Source organism: Stenotrophomonas forensis (genome assembly GCF_028752115.1).
In the GTDB taxonomy this organism is placed as follows: Bacteria; Pseudomonadota; Gammaproteobacteria; order Xanthomonadales; family Xanthomonadaceae; genus Stenotrophomonas; species Stenotrophomonas forensis.
Map to the genome: position 1 here is coordinate 4,712,747 of NZ_CP082270.1, position 19,591 is coordinate 4,732,337.

The window sequence follows — 19,591 nt, forward strand, 5'->3', positions numbered from 1 at the left end:
GCGGGTGTGCCTCGTCGACGTGTGCTGGGACCGGTCATTATGCGTACAACCGGCCCCTTGCGGAAATCGTGAATCGCCAACCCGTTGTTCCACAAGGGGCAGGCGGCGGTAATCAGGGGCCTGTAACCGTGACCAGGTGGCGTTCGCCGGCCAGGCCGGGAACGCTCAGCGGGGTCACCTCACGCACCTGCCAGCCTTCCGGCAGGTCCGCGATCTCTTCATGGGGATAGACGCCCTTCATGGCCAGCAACACGCCACCGGGGCGCAGCAGGTGGCCGCCAACGCGGACGATGCCGGCCAGGGTGTCCATCGCGCGCGCGGTCAGCTGGTCGTAACGGCCGGCCTCGTCCAGTGCCTCGGCGCGCGATTCGGCCACGCGGGCGTTGCCCAGGCCGAGCTGGCGCACCGCCTCGCGCATGAAGCGCGCCTTCTTGCCGTTGCTCTCGACCAGGGTCACCTGCAGGCCCGGGCAGGCGATGGCCAGCGGGATGCCGGGCAGCCCGGGGCCGGTGCCGAGGTCGGCCAGGCTGCCATCAGCCACGAACGGCTGCATCGCCAGCGAGTCGAGCAGGTGGCGGGTGACCATCTCCTGCGGGTCGCGGATGGCGGTGAGGTTGTAGGTGCCGTTCCAGCGGTGCAGCAGGGCCAGGTAGCGCAGCAGCGGCGGTGCCAGCGCGGCATCCAGGCCCATGCTGGCCAGGCCCTGTTCCAGCGTGGCAGTCACGCTGGCGGGAAGTGGGTGTTCGCTCATGCCGGCATTATCGCCGGTTTTGCGCGCTGATTCGCCGCTTCAGTGCGGATACCAGGCCAATGCCGCGCGAAACTGCCCGCTGGCCTGCCATTCGTGCAGGTGCCAGCGCGCGGCCTCGCCCAGTTCCGGGTCGCACCAACGCAGGTGCAGGGCGCCGTCATTGCCGGGGGCCAGCTGCAGCCGGTGCAGGCCGAACGAGATGCCTTGGCCGTGGGCTTTCAGCATCGCTTCCTTGGCGCACCACACGCGGAAGAACCAGTGCTCGCGCCCGGCCTCGTCCAGGTGTTCCAGCCAGGCCACTTCCTCGGGATGGAAGAAGCGCCGCACGATCTCCAGCAGGCGTGGTCGCGGCCGCAGCAGCTCAAGGTCCACGCCCAGCCGCACGCCCTCGCCCAGCGCCACCAGCAGCACCTCGCCGCTGTGGCTCCAGCCGGTGCCGTAATGGGCCAGTGCGCCGGTCAGTTCAGGCCGCCCCTTGCCGTCGCGCACCAGCGGCAGCGCCTCCGGTTCGGCCCCCAGCGCCTGCGCCAGCACCTGCCGCGCCTGCGGTTCACCGCGGTGGCCGGGCACGTGGGTGCGCCGCCAGACCGTCACCGGGCCGAAGCGCCACGGGCCGTCGAGGGTGGCTGGCAGGCTCATCCGCACGCGCCCATCACGCAATTGCACGACGGGTTCACAGCCATGCGCGTCAACTGGTCACAGTTTCCCACCGGAGGTTCGATCATGGGCATCATCATCTGGCTGATCGTCGGCGGCATCGTAGGCTGGCTGGCCAGCATCATCATGAAGCGCGACGCCCAGCAGGGCATCATCCTCAACATCGTGGTCGGCATCGTCGGCGCGCTGATTTCCGGCTGGCTGTTCGGCGGCGGCATCAACGAAGCGATCACCATCCGCACCTTCCTGTTCTCGCTGATCGGTGCGGTGATCCTGCTGGCGATCGTCAACCTGTTCACCCGCAAGAGCATACGCTGACGCGGCGGTCGTGCCGGTCGCTGGCCGGCAGACGCATCACAAGGGGCCCGGCAATCGTCGGGCCCCCGTTCTGTGGAGTCGAGCTTGCTCGACTGCATGGGAGATCAGTCGAGCAAGCTCGACGCTACTTCCACCCATGCCGGCGCATGGTCGCTCGGGCGTTCCCAGGTACGCGGCTCGCGGTCGATGCCCGAGGCCACCGCACTGCGCTTCAGCGCGTCGGAGACCAGGGTCAGGTCGATGCGCAGGCCGAGGTTGCGGCGGAAGCCGGCGGCACGGTAGTCCCACCAGCTGAAGGTGCCCGCCTCGTCGTTGTGCAGGCGGAAGCCATCGTGCAGGCCCAGCTGCAGCAGCTTGTTCAGCGCGCCGCGCTCGGCGGTGGAGGTCAGGATGTGGTTTTCGTTCCACACCTCCGGGTCGTGCACGTCGCGCGCGTCCGGGGCGATGTTGAAGTCGCCCATCACGATCAGCTTCGGGTGCCGCTGCAGTTCTTCGGCGATCCAGGCATGCACCGCCTCCAGCCAGCGCAGCTTGTACTCGTACTTGTCGGTACCGATGTCCTGGCCGTTGACCACGTACAGGTTGATCACCCGCAGGTCGCCGAAGGTGCCGGCGATGACACGCTTCTGCTCGTCCTCGAAGCCGGGAATGCCGATCTGCACGTCCTGCGCCGGCTCACGCGACAGCAGCGCCACGCCGTTGTAGGTCTTCTGGCCGGCGAACACGCTGCGGTAGCCGGCGGCGATCAGCGCCGAATCGGGGAACTTGTGGTCCTCCAGCTTGGTTTCCTGGATACCGACGATGTCCGGGCCGAACGCCTTGAGCCACTGCTCCAGGTGCGGCAGGCGGACATTGAGCGAATTGACGTTCCACGAGGCGATCTTCATGTGGGCATTCTACCCGGCCCGGGTTTGGTAGACGCCAACCCTGGTTGGCGCTTGGGGTTCACGCGTGCCAACCAAGGTTGGCACCTACCGGAAGGGGCCGCGCGGGTTGGCACCTACCGGTAGTGCCGGCCGCTGGCCGGCAACCCCATGACCCCCGCCGGCACTACCGCACGAGGAACTTCAACAACCCGGCAATCTTCGAGTACGGCGGCCGCAACCGATCGCTGGCCGCCCAGCGCGACTGCCACAGCACCGGCAGCCGCTTGCTCATCGCATCGAACCCGGCCCGGCCGTGGTACGCGCCCATGCCGCTTGCCCCTACCCCGCCGAACGGCAGGCCATCGGCCGCGAAATGCAGCAGCGTGTCGTTGACCGTCACCCCACCGGCCACCACCTGGCCGAGGATGCGCTCCACCGTCGCTTTGTCATGGCTGAAGGGATACAGCGCCAGCGGCCGATCGCGGGACAGCACGTCGGTCAACGCGGCATCCAGATCCGGGTAGGCCCGTACCGGCAGGATCGGGCCAAAGATCTCCTCGCGCATCAGCTCCAGGTCGTCCGGCGGGTCCAGCACCACGGTCGGCACCAGCAGGCGCTCGCGGTCGGCGCGCGCCTCATCCACCTGCGCCAGCGGAATGACCGGCACGCCGCGTTCGCGCGCCTGCGCCAGATAACCCTGCAGGCGCCGGTACTGTCCTTCGTTGATGATGCGTGTGTAATCGTCGGCATCGCTGAAGTCGCCGTAGCGCTCGCGTACCTGCTGCTGCAGCGCCTGCACGAACTCGCGCTGGCGTGCGGTGTCGATCAGCACGTAGTCCGGCGCGATGCAGGTCTGGCCGGCGTTGAACCACTTGCCGGTGGCCAGCCGCGCAGCAGCCTTATCCAGAGGGAAATCGCGGCAGACGATGGCCGGGGATTTGCCGCCCAGCTCCAGCGTGACCGGTACCAGATGCTCGGCGGCAGCAGCCATCACCTTGCGGCCCACCGCCGTCGAGCCGGTGAACAGCAGATGGTCCAGCGGCAGCGAGGACACCGCCGCGGCCACGTCCGCCCCACCCTGCACCACCGCCACCCGATCGGGCGGGAACACGCTGGCCAGCAGATCGGCCAGGAATGCACTGGTGCGCGGGGTGTGTTCCGAAGGCTTCAGCAGCACGTGGTTGCCGGCGGCGATGGCGGTGGCCAGCGGCACCAGTGCCAGCGTGACCGGGTAGTTCCAGGGCGAGATCACCCCGACCACGCCCAGCGGCGTCGGCCGCAGCTGCGCGCGCGCCGGCCACAGTCGCCAACCGGCACCGACCCGCTGCGGCTTCGACCAGCGCCGCAGGTGGCGGCGCAGATGGTCGATGGCCGACAGCACGCTCATGCCGTCGGCCAGTTTCGATTCAACATGGGCGCGGTGGCCGAAGTCCTCGGCGATGGCCTGCGTCATCTCGTCCAGGCGCAGCTTCAGCGCCTCGCGCAGGCGGCGCAGGTCATTCTCGCGCTGGTCGAGCGTGGGGCGCTGCGCCTGCCATGCGCTGCGCAGGGTGTGCATGATGGCGGGGAGATCGGCCGGAGTAAGGGTGGTCATGGGCCGATTGTAGGGTCGAGCCGTGCTTGGCTCGCATGCCAACCTTCACGCGGTGGCGCATGGCCTCATTCGGGAACCTCGGCACCAACGTGCATGCGTGCACCCTTCCCAATGAACGCGCCCATCACTGGGCCTTCTGCCGGTCGGTACGTTCCGCCGGGCATGACTGCGGTTCTGGCAACTCAAGCGGAATCTTGATCGGGTACTCGGGGCTGCCGTAGGCGTAACAGGAGGTAGTGGCCTGAATCTCATCACAGGGCAGGAAATGCACGGTGATGCCGCAGACTTCCTGGCCGGTGTAATCCGGGACGGGGACGACTTTGCTGTGACTGCGCTTCTGCGCCAGGATTTTTTCTCTCCAAGCCAGAACTTTTGACCAATCCTCTGTCCCAGGAAAATCCATTGCACTTCCGGCACCCGTTTCCCAGTCAACCCGCACCGTCAGCCCCGGATACCAGTGTTCTGGTGCGCCGTAGCAGCAGGCTCCAGCCCCGCCTTGATACGGGCCAATGATGTCAACGGCCGAACGACCATCGACACTGAAACGGTTGATCGCCCAGTGGGTGTGGTTGACGCCGTAGATCGCACTGGCATCCACAGCGTCAGCAGATGAGAGCAGAGGTGGGCCAACAAGAAATGCCAGCACCACGCGCTTCAGAACAAACATCACTGAAACCCCAGAATGTGTAGCCCAAATATCGTGTCCGAGGGCGTCGATTCGCTACTCAGGCGCAAACTCCCGCCTCCAGTCACGCAGGATCTCGACCTCCCTCGCGAGCAGGCCGGCCTCTGCCCACGGAACGTCCGGCGATACATCGTCCACCGCCGGAATGCTCCGCAAAGGAGTGCCAGTGTTCCCTGTGAAGAAGTGAGGCATGAAACAGTACGGCACATCTCCACTCTGGCTGGGCGTCTTCACCAACGTTGCAAAGACCGCATTCAGCGGCACCTTCGGCTTGGCGCCTGAGCACCAGGGATGCGAGCTGAAAGCATCCCGCACCTGTGCGCCAAACCGCTTGAACTCCGCGACGCTGGTCACCTTGCCCAGAGAGAAACGGCGCACCCGCGTCTCATCGTCTTCCAATCCGGTCTCGACCAGCCAACCCCAATTGTCATGCGCCGTACCGCCGTAGTCGCAGGTCACCAATGTTGCGTTTGGTACTGCGTTGTTCCAGGACAGCCAGACCTTGTTCGTTCCGCACGCCGCTTTGATCACAGGTGACCTTTCCTCGATCTGCACGTTGCCCTGGCGCGTCGCGCTGATGACCGCTTTCACAACACGGTGGTCGCGTGCCAACCCTGCCGGATCACGCGACCTCCACGTCCACTCCACGGGCAGATGGCGTCGGGACTCCTTGGGGTTCAGCCCCACCCCGAAGTAATAGTCACCGCGAAAGAAGAATGCGGAGCAGGTTGCTTGCCACCCGGTGCCACAATTGACCTCCGGATAGTCCGGATAAGCCGGCCAAGGCCGCAGGTACTCTGCGTCCAGCGGGACCCACCCTGCGTCAAGCAGCAGCCTGCGTACCTGTGTGTACTCCATGCCTTCTCGCACACCAGTAACCTTGTCGGCTGCTGCACGCTTCGCGGGCGTCGCCGGTGATGACGCCGCCACGACGGACACTGCAACTAGAAGAAGGCCGAACATGATCTGCTCTGGTTGGATGGCTTCTTCATGCTAGTTGGCGCGTGGACGCATTGCCCGGATTCGGGCCATACGCGCCACAGATTGTCGAATTCGACCAGGAACGCCCTCCCACTCCTCGCCAATCACGTCATCTCGTTCCAGAGCGATGGGAAGATGTGCAAATTCGTACATATTTCATGGCCGAGCGGCTCCAGGTCCACCAATGTATGCGTCTGACGCGCTGAAGAGCAGGGTGTAGTGCGAGGATGAAGCGGTGGACGGGCTGTTGTACTTGCTCTTTCCGTTCGAAGCCTGGAACGAGAGGCTGAACATCCCTCGCAATGAGGTGCACTTCCCGTTTGTTCCTGTGTGCAACCTCGTTGTCGTCCGCGCTGCGCGTTGCCCGGGAGCCGACCAGTTGCGCAGGCAGATCCGCCAGGCAGGCGATGAGAGCGCGCAGCGTCGGTTCTGCATCGAAGCGTTTTCAATGCGGCAGTTTGAGCCCAGCCATGGATGCCCGGAGTAGCGCGTCCTGCGGTTGGGTCAGAGCCCTTTCGCATGCGAAAGGGATCCGACCCCGATCGCCGGCACATAAACAGAAAGGCCGCGGTCTGCACCACGGCCTCTCCTTCATCCGATGACCATCATTCCTACTTGGTGATGTCCACGTTCTTGGTCTCACGCAGGAACAGGCCACCCACCACCACCGACATCAGCGCGATGCCGATCGGGTACCACAGGCCGTAGTACAGGTTGCCGGTACCGGCCACCAGCGCGAACGAGATCGCCGGCAGGAAGCCACCGAACCAGCCGTTGCCGATGTGGTACGGCAGCGACATCGAGGTGTAACGGATGCGGGTCGGGAACAGTTCGACCAGGTAGGCGGCGATCGGGCCGTAGACCATGGTCACGTACAGCACCAGCAGCCACAGCATGAAGATCGTGCCGGCGATGTTGATGCGTGCACCATCGGCCTTGGCCGGGTAACCCGCCGTGGTCAGGGCGGTCTTCAGCTCCGCACCAAACGCATCGGCCTTTGCCTTGCCGTCTTCCTTGCTCAGGCCAGCGCCTTCATACGAGGTGACCTGGCTGCTGCCCACGCTCACCATCGCCAGCGAGCCGGCAGCGGCAGGCTGCACGTCGTACGGCACGCCGGCCTTGGTCAGCGCGGCGGTGGCGATGTCACAGGAGCTGGTGAACTTGCGTACGGCGACCGGGTCGAACTGGAAGGAACAGGTATTCGGATCGGCAATGACCAGTGCCGGCGAGTTGGTCCGGGCTTCTTCGATGGCCGGGTTGGCGAAGTGGGTCAGGCCCTTGAAGATCGGGATGTAGGTGACGGCAGCCAGCAGGCAGCCGGCCAGGATGATCTTCTTGCGGCCGATACGATCGGACAGCCAGCCGAAGAAGATGAAGAACGGCACGCCCAGCGCCAGCGCGGCAGCGATCAGCAGGTAGGAGGTGGTGGCATCGACCTTCAGCATGCTGCTGAGGAAGAACAGCGCGTAGAACTGGCCGCCGTACCAGACCACGGCCTGGCCGGCAGCAGCGCCGAGCAGGACCAGCAGCATCAGCTTCAGGTTGCCGCCCTTCAGGCTGTCGCGGAACGGCGTCTTGGAGCCCTTGCCCTCTGCCTTCATCTGCTGGAACAGCGGCGACTCGCTCAGCTGCAGGCGGATCCACACCGAAATGCCCAGCAGCAGGATCGAGACCAGGAACGGGATGCGCCAGCCCCAGGCCTCAAAGGCTTCATTGCCGAGGAAATAGCGGCAGGCCAGGATGATCAGCAGCGACATGAACAGGCCGAGCGTGGCGGTGCACTGGATGAAGCTGGTGTACAGGCCACGCTTGTCGTCCGGCGCGTGCTCGGCCACGTAGGTGGCAGCACCGCCGTACTCACCGCCCATCGCCAGGCCCTGGGCCAGGCGCAGCACGATCAGGATGACCGGGGCAGCAAAGCCGATCGTGGCGTAGTTGGGCAGCACGCCGACCAGGAAGGTCGAGATGCCCATGATCAGGATGGTGACCAGGAAGGTGTACTTGCGGCCGATGCGGTCGCCGAGGCTGCCGAAGAAGGCCGCGCCGAACGGACGCACGAAGAAGCCGGCAGCGAACGCCAGCAGGGCGAAGATCATGCCCGTGGTTTCATTGACGCCACTGAAGAACTGCTTGGCGATGATGGCGGCGAGCGAGCCGTACAGGAAGAAGTCGTACCACTCGAACACCGTGCCGAGGCTCGATGCGAAGATGACCTTCTTGTGGCCCTGGGTCAGGGTACCCGCTGGATTGTGCGGGCTTGATGCAGTGCTGGACATGGGACGTTTTCCCTCTGTAGATGCCGGCCTTGGCCGGCATTCAATCTCGGTGGGTGCCGGCCTTGGCCGGCATTCAATCTCGGTGGGTGCCGACCTTGGTCGGCACTCAATCTCGGTAGGTGCCGGCCATGACCGGCACCCCATCTCGGTAGGTGCCGGCCGCTGGCCGGCACGCTCTTAGAAGCTGTACTTGGTGGTGAACTGCAATCGGGTGATGTCACCCTTGTTGCCGTTCTCGATCTCGCGGCGGCCGTACATCAGCTCGGCGCCGATATCGACCTTGGGCAGCGGCGAGTAGAAGATGTTGCCGCGCACGCTCTGCACGCTCTTGGTCACCAGCGGGCCCAGCACGCTGTCGTTGTCGTAGTCGCTGCGCGCGTAGATCAGGTTGGTACGCAGCTTCGGCGAGAACGCATGCCGCCAGCCCACATAACCGGCAAGCACGCCGGTCGGGTTGAGCTCGTCGCGGGCCACGTCGTAGGCGCTGTCGGCAGTGATGCCCAGGCCGATGTAGCGGGCGATACCTTCGCCGCCGGTCAGCTGGTAGTGCAGCGAATCGCTGTCACCCATCACCCACTTGCCGCCCATGGTCAGGCCACCGGCCACCTTGTCGGCCTTGGCGCCGGTGGCCTGGTTGTCGACCTTCAGCTGGCGGACGATGCCACCGACACCGAAGGTGCCCCAGTCGCCCTTCCAGCCATAACGCAGGGTCAGATCAGGCAGGCTGCCGCGATCGGAGTTGGCACTGGTGTTGGTCCAGGCGCCGGTGACCGGGTTGCGGGTACCGGTGAGGGTGGTGGTCTCCGGGTTTTCCAGCGCGACGCTGAAGCCGCCCTGGGTGTAGCGCACCTGGGCCTGGCGCACGAAGATCACGCCGTCGGTGGGGCCGACGAAGTCGACCGCTTCCGGCAGCGCGGCCGCGTCCATGAAGTTGGACCAGGTCTGGCCGGCCAGCCAGTTGTTCCAGTACATGTAGGCGTGGCGCAGGGTCACGCCATAGGTGTTGGTGGCGGTCTGGTTGCCCAGCGAGTTGCCGAAGAAGTCCATCTCGAAGAACGCACCGGCCTTGTTGCCCGATTCGCTCACGTTGTCGATGCCCAGGTTGAAGCGCGAGAACTTGGCATGAGCATTGAAGTCGGTGCCCGAACGCTTGCCGCTGCCGCCAGCGCCTTCCACCGGGGTCTGGCCCGGCAGGTACAGCGAGCGGCCGGTGGCATCGTCGGCCAGCTGGCCATCGCTGGTCTGGGTGGCCAGGAAGTCGGCCTTGATGAAGCCGCCGATCTTGACCGTAGTGCCCGGCGCCGCGCCCGGGGTGATGGTGGTGACCTGGATCGGCTGCTTGCCGGCCGGCACCTGTGCGACCGGCTTCTGCCCGGCCTGCACCGTGCGGACTTCGGTCACCGCCTGCTGGGTCTGGCTGATCTGGGTCTGTTGTTGTTGCTGCGAAGACAGCAGCAGCTGGACCTGGCGTTCCAGTTCGGCAACGCGTGCTTCCAGTGCCTTCTCTTTGGCGGTCTCTGCGAACGCCATGCCCGGTGCGACCAGGGCGACCAACAGGCAGGCCGCCAAAGGTGTGCGCACGGCTTTCAACGTACGGTGGCTCATGTTGCCCTCTCTCCCAAGTGGCAAGGTGATGCCGCGCGTGGGGCACGGTCGAGCCGAGACTGCGGGGCGTTCGCGCACAGCGGCTATTCGCCATTGGTCGAACCCGGCCCTGCTGGGCGCTCACTTTCGACCATGGTCTAACCAGGGTGGTGACGCGGCCGGGGGTGGATGGGGCAAACTGAGGGGAATCGGTCGCCGCGATGCTGCGACCGCACATACAAAGTCAACGTGCAAGTGAGGGTGCCATGGCTGATATCTACCCCGTCGATCCGCAGTTCGCCGCCAAGGCACGCATCGACAAGACGTCGTACGAACAGCAGTACCAGGCTTCGGTGACCGACCCGGATGGTTTCTGGGGCAAGGCCGCCGAGCGCCTGCAATGGATGCGCAAGCCGACGAAGATCAAGAACGTCAGCTACGACCTGTCCGATTTCCACATCAAGTGGTTCGAGGATGGCGAGCTCAATGCCAGCGTGAACTGCCTGGACCGCCAGCTGGACACGCGCGGCAACAAGACCGCGCTGCTGTTCGAACCGGATGGTCCCGACGCGCCGGCCCAGCACGTGACCTATCGCGAGCTGTACGAGCGCACCTGCCGCCTCGGCAACGCGCTGCGCAACCTGGGCGTCAAGAAGGGCGACCGGGTCACCATCTACCTGCCGATGATCGTCGACGCTGCAGTGGCCATGCTGGCCTGCGCGCGCATCGGCGCGATCCACTCGGTGGTGTTCGGTGGCTTCGCGCCGAACTCGATCGCCGACCGCGTCAGCGACTGCCAGAGCAAGCTGATCATCACCGCCGACGAAGGCCTGCGCGGCGGCCGGAAGATTCCGCTGAAGGCCAACGTCGATGCCGCGCTGAAGCTGCCCGGCACCAATACCGTGGAAACCGTGCTGGTGGTGCGCCACACCGGCGGCGCGGTGGACATGCAGGCGCCGCGCGACCGCTGGTTCCACGACGTGGTGGACAGCCAGCCGGCCACCTGCGAACCCGAGCGCATGAACGCGGAAGACCCGCTGTTCATCCTCTACACCTCCGGTTCCACCGGCAAGCCGAAGGGCGTGCTGCACACCACCGGCGGCTACCTGCTGTACGCGGCCTACACCCATGAAGCGGTGTTCGACCTGCGCGAGGACGACATCTACTGGTGCACCGCCGACGTCGGCTGGGTCACCGGGCACAGCTACATCGTGTACGGGCCGCTGGCCAACGGCGCGACCTCGCTGATGTTCGAAGGCGTGCCGAACTATCCGGATACCTCGCGCTTCTGGAACGTGATCGACAAGCACAAGGTGAGCATCTTCTACACCGCTCCGACCGCCATCCGTGCGCTGATGCGCGAGGGCGAGGAGCCGGTGAAGAAGACGTCGCGCGCCTCGCTGCGCCTGCTCGGCAGCGTCGGCGAGCCGATCAATCCGGAAGCCTGGCGCTGGTACTACGAGGTGGTCGGCGACAGCCGCTGCCCGATCGTCGATACCTGGTGGCAGACCGAAACCGGCGGCATCCTGATCTCGCCGCTGGCCGGTGCGATGGACCTCAAGCCGGGCTCGGCCACCCTGCCCTTCTTCGGCGTGCAGCCGGCGCTGGTCAATGCCGATGGCGAGATCCAGGACGGCCCGACCGAGGGCAACCTGATCATCCGTGATTCCTGGCCGGGCCAGATGCGCACGGTGTACGGCGACCACCAGCGTTTCATCGACACCTATTTCCGCACCTACCCCGGCAGCTATTTCACCGGTGACGGTTGCCGCCGCGACGAGGACGGCTACTACTGGATCACCGGCCGCGTCGACGATGTGATCAACGTGTCCGGCCACCGCATCGGCACCGCCGAAGTGGAAAGCGCGCTGGTCTCGCACCCGAAGGTGGCCGAAGCGGCCGTGGTCGGTTTCCCGCACGACGTGAAGGGCCAGGGCATCTACGCCTACGTGACCCTGGTGGCCGAAGAGGCACCGAGCGACGAACTGCAGAAGGAACTGGTCGCCTGGGTGCGCAAGGAGATCGGACCGATCGCCACGCCGGACCACCTGCAGTGGGCGCCGGGCCTGCCGAAGACTCGCTCGGGCAAGATCATGCGCCGCATCCTGCGCAAGATCGCCGAGAACGCGCCGGACCAGCTCGGTGACACCTCGACCCTGGCCGATCCGTCGGTGGTGGCGTCGCTGGTGGACGAGCGCAAGGTGCGCTGATGGCGTGACTGCAGGCGCAGGACGCGCCAGGGACGTGGCCGGGAGGAGGGACCCGGCCGTGTCCGACCCGTCCTGCACCTGCCATCACGTCGCTCCCTTTCCTGATCGATAAGCTCGACCCATGACCACCCTCCTGATTGCCGATGACCACCCGCTGTTCCGCGAAGCCCTGCGTGGGGCGGTGCAGCGGGTCATCCCGGGCGTGCAGTTGTTCGAAGCCGACAGCGTGGAAGCGCTGTACGCGCTGGCCGACCAGCACAACGACGCCGACCTGGTCCTGATGGATCTCAACATGCCCGGTGCGCAGGGTTTCAACGCGCTGGTGCACATGCGCTCGCTGCACCCGCACCTGCCGGTGGTGGTGGTGTCCGCGCGCGAGGAAGCCACGGTGATGCGCCGCGCGCTCGACCACGGCGCGCTCGGCTTCATTCCAAAGTCGGCCGACTCGGACACCATCGGCCATGCACTGGGCACCATTCTCGATGGCGAGACCTGGGCACCGCCGGAAGCGCACAACGTGCCGCCCACCGGCAGCGAGGAACGCGAGGTGGGCCAGCGCCTGCGCGAGCTGACCCCGCAGCAGTTCCGCGTGCTGCAGATGCTCGGCGCCGGCCGCTTGAACAAGCAGATCGCGTACGACCTCAACGTCTCCGAAGCAACGATCAAGGCGCACGTCACTGCGATCCTGCGCAAGCTGGGCGTGACCAACCGCACCCAGGCGGTGCTGATGGCCGGCAAGCTGGCGATCGACGACGACGCCATCGTGCTGCCGCCGGAAGAGGATTGACGGTCGTGCCGGCCGCTGGCCGGCAATTCCCTGAAACGCGCGAGACGCATGAAACCGCTCCGGTAGGTGCCAAGCTTGCTTGGCACGCTTTTGACGTTGCACCTGCCGGCCAGCGGCCGGCACTACCAGGCACCGCTGTGCTCGCGGTATAGCCATCGCTATACAAACCAGCCCTGCCTGCGCGTTTCGTTGGAAACGCGCCACGCGCGGATCGCGGTGCTAAGCTTCGCGTCCCCTTGGGGAGTAGCCGGATTCCTTCGCAGGAATCGTCCACGTCAACATACTCGGCCAGTGCGCCGTGGCGTGGACAACCATGATGGTTGGCGAGACCAGCGGCCCGCGCGCGCAACACCAGGTTGGGCGCGAGCGCAGGCCGTGCGTCCGTCCTAGCCCGACCTTCCGCTGCCGCCATGTCTCCTGTTTCGATCCTCCTGATCGGCTTCGCCATGTCCACCGATGCCTTCGCTGCGGCGATCGGCAAGGGTGCCGCCATGCGCAAGCCGGTGTTCCGCGATGCGCTGCGCGCCGGCATCATCTTCGGCGTCATCGAAGCGATCACGCCCATCATCGGCTGGCTGCTCGGCCGTGCCGCCCTGCAGTACGTCGAAGCCTTCGACCACTGGATCGCCTTCGGTCTGCTCGGCGCGCTGGGCATCCACATGATCTACAACGGCCTGCGCCCGGACAGTGCCGAGGAAGAAGAAGATCCTTCGCAGCACCACGGCTTCTGGAAGCTTGCGCTGACCGGCTTTGCCACCAGCATCGACGCGATGGCAGTGGGCATCGGCCTGGCCTTCATGGACGTGCATATCGGCGTGATGGCTGCGGTGATCGGCCTGTGCACGCTGACCATGGTCACTGCCGGCATCATGCTCGGCCGCGTGCTGGGCAGCATGGTCGGCAAGCGCGCCGAGATCATCGGCGGCGTGATCCTGGTGATCATCGGTGCGACGATCCTGTACGAACACCTGCATGGCGTGGGGTAACGCGCCCGCGATTGCGTGGTTGCCGGCCAGCGGCCGGCACTACCAGACGTCACATCCACGCATGGCGTGGATCTACTGCCGGGCGGCCGGCACTACTGCGCATCGCGCAGCGCGCCCAGGAAGGCGCGCAGCGAGGCCGGCTTGATCGGTTTGGTCAGCACGCGGTAGCCGCGCTCGCGCGCCATGCGCTTCAGTTCATCGCGGCCGTCGGCGGTCAGCAGCGCACCGGGCAGTGGGTAGCCCGCCGCATCGCGCAGGGCCACCAGTGCATCCAGGCCGTCCATGCGGTCGTGCAGGTGATAGTCCACCAGCATCACCTGCGGACGCTCGGCGATCTTCTCCAGCGCCTGGTCGACGGTCGCGGCGGTGATCACCTGCACCTGCCAGCGGCCAAGCAACGCGCGCATGCCGTCGAGGATTTCCTCGTCGTTGTCCACGCACAGCACGCGCAGCCCGGCCAGCGAATCGCTGCGTACCGGTGCGGCCACGGCCTGTGCCGGCGTGGCCAACTCGGTGTATCCGGGCAGTGGCGCCACCCGCGGCAGGATGATCGAGAACATCGAGCCCTTGCCGACCCGGCTGCGTGCGTTCAACCGATGGTCGAGCAGGCGCGAGATGCGCTGGCAGATCGACAGGCCCAGGCCGAGGCCCTGCTCGCCCCAGTCGAACGGCTGCTGGTAGCGGTGGAATTCGTCGAAGATCTGCCGCATGTGGTGCTCGGGAATGCCGGGGCCGGTATCCCACACCTGCAACTCCACTTCGTCACCACGGTGGCGTACTGCCAGCACGATGCGGCCCTGGCGGGTATAGCGCAGCGCGTTGGCCAGGAAGTTCTGCAGCACGCGGCGCAACAGGCGGCGGTCGCTGCGTACCCACGCCGGGCGCGCGAACAGGTCCAGGCGCAGGCCACGGCCAGCGGCGACCGGGGTGTATTGCGCAGCCAGTTCGCGCATCAGCGCGCTCACGTCGAACTCGCCGATCACCGGGTGCAGGCCGCCAGCATCCAGCCGCGATACATCCAGCAGACCATCGAGCAGTTCCTCGGCGGCACGCAGCGAGGCATCCACGCGTTCGGCCAGATGCTTCTGCTCGTCACTGACGTGGTCACTGTCACGCAGCGCGGAAGCAAACAGGCGCGCGGCATTCAGCGGTTGCAGCACGTCGTGGCTGATCGCCGCCAGGAAGCGGGTCTTCGACTGCTGCGCGACCTCGGCCTCGTGCGAGCGCTCGGCCACGCGCTGTTCCAGCGTCTCGTTGGCTTCCAGCAGGGCTTTTTCCGCGTGCTTGTAATCGGTGATGTCGTTGTAGCTGGTGACGTAGCCGCCACCGGGCAGCGCCTGGCCACGCATCTCGATCACCTTGCCGTCGCTGCGGGTACGCTCGAACACGTGTGGTGAACCGGCGCGCATGTAGCCGATGCGGCGGTTGATCTGGATCTCGATGTCGCCCTCGCCAAGCTCGCCACGCTCGGCGTTGTAGCGGATCAGGTCCGCCACCGGGCGCCCCACGTAAAGCATGCCGTCGGGGTAACCGAACATGTCCTGGTAACGACGGTTCCAGGCGGTCAGGCGCATGTCCGGATCGACCACGCTGACCCCGGCGCTGATGTTCTCCAGCGTGGTCGACAGGATCTCGCGATTGAAGCGCAGCTCCTGCCCGGCTTCATCCAGCACCGCCACCACTTCGCCCAGGTCCATGCCCGAGCCGCGCAGCAGGCTGGTCAGCAGCAGGCGCGCGGACGCCGCGCCGATCGATGCGGCCAGCAGGCGCTCGGTGAACTGCACCCAGGGCCGGTCGGCCGGTGCCGAGGACTGCAGCTCGCGCCCCAGCGACTGCGCCTGCTCGAAGAATGCGCGCCGCGCGTGGCGTTCACCGACCACACGCGAGGCCAGTGCCAGCAGGTCGCCCACGTGCACATGACCGGGCCAGCCACCGGCCACCGAGGGGCGCTCGGCATACGGATCGAGGAATGGCGCGGCGCGCAGCCGCTCGTCCACGCCCGGTCGCCAGCGCGCGGACACCAGCATCATCGTCGCCGCATTGACCAGCAGTGACCAGAACGTGCCATGGGTCAGCGGGTCCCAACCGGTCATGCCGAACAACTGCTGCGGGCGCAACCAGGTGATGCCGAACGGGCCATTCTGCACCCAGCCGGCGTCCATCCAGCCGGCCATCGTCATCGCCGGCAGCAGCAGCGTGTACAACCACGTGCCGAAGCCCAGCAGCATGCCCGCCTCGACGCCGCGGCGGCTGGCGCCACGCCAGTACAGGCCGCCGATCAGCCCCGGTGCGAACTGCGCCACGGCAGCGAACGCCATCAGGCCGTAGCTGGCCAGGGTGCTGTCATTGCTGCTGCTGCGGTAGTAGCTGTAGGCCATCAACGCCAGCAGCAGGATCGCCAGCCGGCGGATCCACAGAACGCGCGAGGCGACGTCGGCGGCTTCCTGGTGATCACCACTTCGGCGCAGCAGTACCGGCATCACCAGATCGTTGCTGACCATGGTGGCCAGCGCGATCGAGGACACGATCACCATGCCGGTCGCCGCGGAGAAGCCCCCGATGTAAGCAATCAACGCCAGTGTGTTGCGCCCTTCCGCCAGCGGCAGGGCCAGCACCATCGAGTCATCGGCCACGCCACTGCCGGTACCGAACAGGCTGACACCGGCGGTGGCGATCGGCAGCACCATCGCCGAGATGAGCACCAGGTAGCCGCCGAACATCCAGCGCGCACGGCGTACATCGCGTACATCCCCGCACTCGACCACCGCCACGTGGAACTGGCGCGGCAGGCAGATGATGGCAAGGAAGCTGAGCAGCGTCTGCGACAGGAAGCCCACCGGAGGCAGCCCGGTGAACAGCGTATGCACCGACTCCACCACCGCTTCGTTGCGGTCGCTAAGCCAGACGTAGGCGAACACGCCCACCGCCACCATCGCCACCAGCTTGATCACGGACTCCAGCGCAATGGCCAGCATCATGCCGTGGTGATGCTCGGTGGCATCGACCTGGCGGGTACCGAACAGGGTGGCGAACAGCGCCATCAACAGGGCCACGTACAACGCCGGGTCGCTGAAGAAGCCGGTCGGGCCGGTGTTGCCGGTCAGCACCTGCAGGCTCATCGCCACCGCTTTGTACTGCAGGGCCAGGTACGGAATGATGCCGATCAGCGCGATGATCGCCACCAGCGCTGCCAGCCGCCGCGAGCGGCCGAAACGCGAAGAGATGAAATCGGCGATGGAGACCACGTTCTGGCTGCGCGCGATCAGCGCCAGGCGCTCGATGATGCGCCAGCCGAACAGTAGCAGCAGCAAGGGGCCGATATAGATCGGCAGGTAGCCCACGCCATTGCGCACGGCGGTGCCCACCGCGCCGTAGAAGGTCCACGACGAGCAGTACACCGCCAGCGCCAGGCTGTAGACCACCGGCCGCAGCCATGGCCGGTCGGGATACATCGGCCGGCGGTCACCCCACCACGCCACGCCGAACAGCAGCGCGGCATAGGCAACCGAGACCAGCAGCAGGATCCAGCTGGAGACCACGCGCGTGTTTCCGTCGGAGGAACCCGCAGTGTAGGCCAGGCATGGCCGGGTGCACGGGCTCGTTGGGGACAACCACCCCCACCAAGGTGGGGGCCTACGCGGTGCGGGCCACGACCGTTGGTCGTGGCCGGCTTCTTACTGGGCCGGCACGCCCATTTCCTTCAGCAGCTCGGGCGCCGGGTAGACCTTGGCCAGCAGCCAGCGCAGGTAGCGCATGTCCACGTGCACGGCACGCTTGTAGCGCGGGTCGAACCACCAGCTGGCGCTGACCGACTCCCAGTTGCTGTCGAAGTTCAGGCCGATCAGTTCACCCTTGGCGTTGAGCACCGGCGAGCCGGAATTGCCACCGGTGGTGTCCAGGTTGGTCAGGAAGTTGACCGTCTGGGTCTTCAGCGCCGGATCGGCGGTGCTGCCGAAGTCACCCTTGGCGATCGCCGCCAGCAACGGCTTGGGTGCATCGAACGGATAGGCGTTGGTGTTCTTCTCGACGATGCCGGCCACGGTGGTCACCGGCGAGTAGGTCACGCCATCGCGCGGATGCAATGCTTCCACCTTGCCGTAGCTGATCCGCAGGGTGCGGTTGGCATCCGGGTACACCGCACGGCCCTGCTTGGCACGCCACGCGAACAGCGCCTGCATGTAGGCCGGGCGCAGGCGCAGCTGCTCGCCTTCGCGGGTCTTGCTCTCGTTCTCGATGCGCAGCTGCGCGGCCACCAGCGGGCCGGCCACGGCGATCAGTGGATCGGCGGCCAGCGCCTTGCCTTCGCGGGCGGCAGCAAAGCGCGACAGGCGCTGCGCCTCGTCGCCCAGCTGGGTGCCGGCGTACAGGGTGTCCAATGCCTTGGCCAGCTGCTGCGGGGTACGACCGAAGGCGGCGTCGAACTCGGCCACGCGCTGCGCATCCGGCAGCTGCTGGTAGCGGGTCAGCAGGGTGGTCAGCAGCGCCTTCTCGACCTCCGGCGCATAGCGGCGCTGCACCTGCTTGAGCACGCCTTCGATCATCGCCTGGTCGCGCTGCTGGTAGCCGCTCTCGCGCTGCGCGTCGGGCTTGGCCGACTCAATGCGCAGGCGCTCCAGCAGCAATGCCGAGCGCAGCAGCTGGCTCTGCATCGCCATCTGGTCCAGCAGCAGGTCACGCTCGCCCACCGCCGCACCCTGCGACAGGTTGGCCAGCAGCGCCTTGATATCACCCTGGTACCTGCGGTCGGTGGCGGCCAGCATCGCGCTTTCGTCGGCGGCACGCTGGGCCTTGGCATCGCTGCGCAGCAGGCCTTCCAGTTCACCGGCGGCGCGCTTGCGGTTGTTCTTCAGCGACTGCAGCTGCGAGGCGTAGCGGGTACGCGCCTGTGCATCCTTGGCGCTGGCGGCTTCGATGGTGTCGATCATCTGCTGGAACACCGACACGCGGCGCGGCAGCACGGCATCGATCTGGCCGGCGAATTCGGCGGCGGTGCGGTGGCGGTAGGTGATGCCCGGGTAACCGGCCAGCATCGCGTAGTCGCCTTCCTTCGGGCCTTCCACCGACATCTGCAGGTGTGCCGGTGCCTGGTAGGGCACGTTGTCCTTGCTGTAGGCGGCCGGCTTGCCGTCCTTGCCGACGTAGGCACGCAGCAGGGTGAAGTCGCCGGTGTGGCGCGGCCACATGAAGTTGTCGATCTCGTCGCCGTAGTTGCCGATCGCACGCGGCGGCGCGTAGACCAATCGCACGTCGCTCAGTTCCAGCTGGGCGATGCGGTAGAAGTCGGTGCCGTAGTACATGTTGGCCACCGAGCAACGCACGCTGCCGTCCTTCTCGCACTCGGCCACGATCTGCTTGCTGGCCGCATCCACCGCATCGAAGTAGGCACGGCCGGTCTTGCCGCGCGCCTGCGCCAGCACCTGGTCGGTCACCTTGTCGAAGCCGACGGTGACCAGCACGCGAAAGTCCGGGTTGGCCGGGCGCTCATCGGCGCGGCCGTTGGCGATGAAGCCGTTGTCGATCAGGTTGTGCTCGGGCGAGCTGTTGTACTGGATTACGCCCATCGCCACGTGGTGGTTGGTCAGCAGCAGGCCGTCGGCGGACACGAACGAGCCGGTGCCGCCACCGGCACGCACGACGGCGCTCAGCGGCGGCGCGGTGACGTTGGCCAGGTCGGCCGGATTGCCCTTGAAGCCTGCGGCCTGCAGCGGCTTGGCCAGTTCCGGCAGCTGGGTCGGCATCCACATGCCTTCATCGGCGTGGGCGCCGGCGGCGAGGGTCAGGCCCAGGGCCAGGGCGGTGGGAAGGGCTTTGCGTGGTGACATGAGGCAATCCGGTACGACAGAACAGCCCGGGACCATAGCCGCTGGGGGCGGCCGGGGCAACGGCCGATGGTTGG

General features: G+C 66.4%; 14 protein-coding genes and 1 riboswitch. Of the genes, 4 read left to right on the forward strand and 10 right to left on the reverse strand.

Going from position 1 to position 19,591, the window contains the following annotated elements:
* Nucleotides 1-112: 112 nt before the first annotated feature.
* The gene (gene rsmG / locus K5L94_RS21510; RefSeq protein ID WP_008267674.1) at nt 113-751 is read right to left on the reverse strand and encodes a 16S rRNA (guanine(527)-N(7))-methyltransferase RsmG; all 639 of its coding nucleotides are present in this window, start codon (nt 749-751) and stop codon (nt 113-115) included.
* 39 nt (nt 752-790) lie between these two features.
* A complete protein-coding gene (locus tag K5L94_RS21515; RefSeq protein ID WP_180880046.1) occupies nt 791-1,390 on the reverse strand; it encodes a 4'-phosphopantetheinyl transferase family protein in 600 nt (199 codons plus the stop codon).
* 84 nt (nt 1,391-1,474) lie between these two features.
* Here K5L94_RS21515 and K5L94_RS21520 point away from each other — a divergent pair, with 84 nt between their 5' ends.
* Nucleotides 1,475-1,726 (forward strand): GlsB/YeaQ/YmgE family stress response membrane protein, encoded by a 252-nt coding sequence (locus K5L94_RS21520; RefSeq protein WP_005411656.1) that lies wholly within the window; start codon nt 1,475-1,477, stop codon nt 1,724-1,726.
* Between the two features lie 104 nt (nt 1,727-1,830).
* Here the strand turns inward: K5L94_RS21520 and xth are convergent, their stop codons facing one another.
* The 6 genes from xth to K5L94_RS21550 all read right to left on the reverse strand — a co-directional run bounded on the left by xth (nt 1,831) and on the right by K5L94_RS21550 (nt 9,733).
* Nucleotides 1,831-2,613, reverse strand: coding sequence for an exodeoxyribonuclease III (xth, locus tag K5L94_RS21525; protein WP_197586630.1), 783 nt, complete (start codon nt 2,611-2,613; stop codon nt 1,831-1,833).
* Between the two features lie 163 nt (nt 2,614-2,776).
* A complete protein-coding gene (locus K5L94_RS21530) occupies nt 2,777-4,186 on the reverse strand; it encodes a coniferyl aldehyde dehydrogenase (protein ID WP_053451169.1) in 1,410 nt (469 codons plus the stop codon).
* 124 nt (nt 4,187-4,310) lie between these two features.
* Nucleotides 4,311-4,853 (reverse strand): Tli1a family immunity protein, encoded by a 543-nt coding sequence (gene tli1a / locus K5L94_RS21535; RefSeq protein ID WP_080374987.1) that lies wholly within the window; start codon nt 4,851-4,853, stop codon nt 4,311-4,313.
* Between the two features lie 54 nt (nt 4,854-4,907).
* Complete coding sequence (locus tag K5L94_RS21540) at nt 4,908-5,834, reverse strand: hypothetical protein (protein WP_148565004.1); 927 nt, start codon at nt 5,832-5,834, stop codon at nt 4,908-4,910.
* A gap of 629 nt (nt 5,835-6,463) precedes the next feature.
* Entirely contained in the window at nt 6,464-8,128 is a 1,665-nt protein-coding gene (locus tag K5L94_RS21545) for an MFS transporter (protein WP_053451172.1), read from the reverse strand.
* Between the two features lie 177 nt (nt 8,129-8,305).
* Nucleotides 8,306-9,733 carry a DcaP family trimeric outer membrane transporter gene (locus K5L94_RS21550; protein ID WP_274511350.1) on the reverse strand — a complete coding sequence of 476 codons (1,428 nt, stop codon included), beginning with the start codon at nt 9,731-9,733 and terminating at the stop codon, nt 8,306-8,308.
* A 245-nt stretch (nt 9,734-9,978) separates the two neighbouring features.
* Between K5L94_RS21550 and acs the strand changes: the two genes are divergently transcribed.
* From acs to K5L94_RS21565, 3 genes are all read left to right on the forward strand, one after another.
* Nucleotides 9,979-11,922 (forward strand): acetate--CoA ligase, encoded by a 1,944-nt coding sequence (acs, locus tag K5L94_RS21555; RefSeq protein WP_053451174.1) that lies wholly within the window; start codon nt 9,979-9,981, stop codon nt 11,920-11,922.
* 121 nt (nt 11,923-12,043) lie between these two features.
* Nucleotides 12,044-12,709: a response regulator transcription factor gene (locus K5L94_RS21560; protein ID WP_006477308.1), complete on the forward strand. Its 666-nt coding sequence runs from the start codon at nt 12,044-12,046 to the stop codon at nt 12,707-12,709.
* Nucleotides 12,710-12,941: 232 nt separating this feature from the next.
* A riboswitch (yybP-ykoY riboswitch) is annotated at nt 12,942-13,031 on the forward strand.
* An 88-nt stretch (nt 13,032-13,119) separates the two neighbouring features.
* A complete protein-coding gene (locus K5L94_RS21565) occupies nt 13,120-13,695 on the forward strand; it encodes a manganese efflux pump MntP (protein ID WP_008264753.1) in 576 nt (191 codons plus the stop codon).
* Nucleotides 13,696-13,787: 92 nt separating this feature from the next.
* On the opposite strand, the gene K5L94_RS21570 is transcribed toward K5L94_RS21565, so the two are convergent.
* The gene (locus K5L94_RS21570) at nt 13,788-17,234 is read right to left on the reverse strand and encodes a hybrid sensor histidine kinase/response regulator (protein ID WP_053510498.1); all 3,447 of its coding nucleotides are present in this window, start codon (nt 17,232-17,234) and stop codon (nt 13,788-13,790) included.
* Nucleotides 17,235-17,369: 135 nt separating this feature from the next.
* Complete coding sequence (locus tag K5L94_RS21575; RefSeq protein WP_164087127.1) at nt 17,370-19,517, reverse strand: S46 family peptidase; 2,148 nt, start codon at nt 19,515-19,517, stop codon at nt 17,370-17,372.
* Between the last annotated feature and the right edge of the window lie 74 nt (nt 19,518-19,591).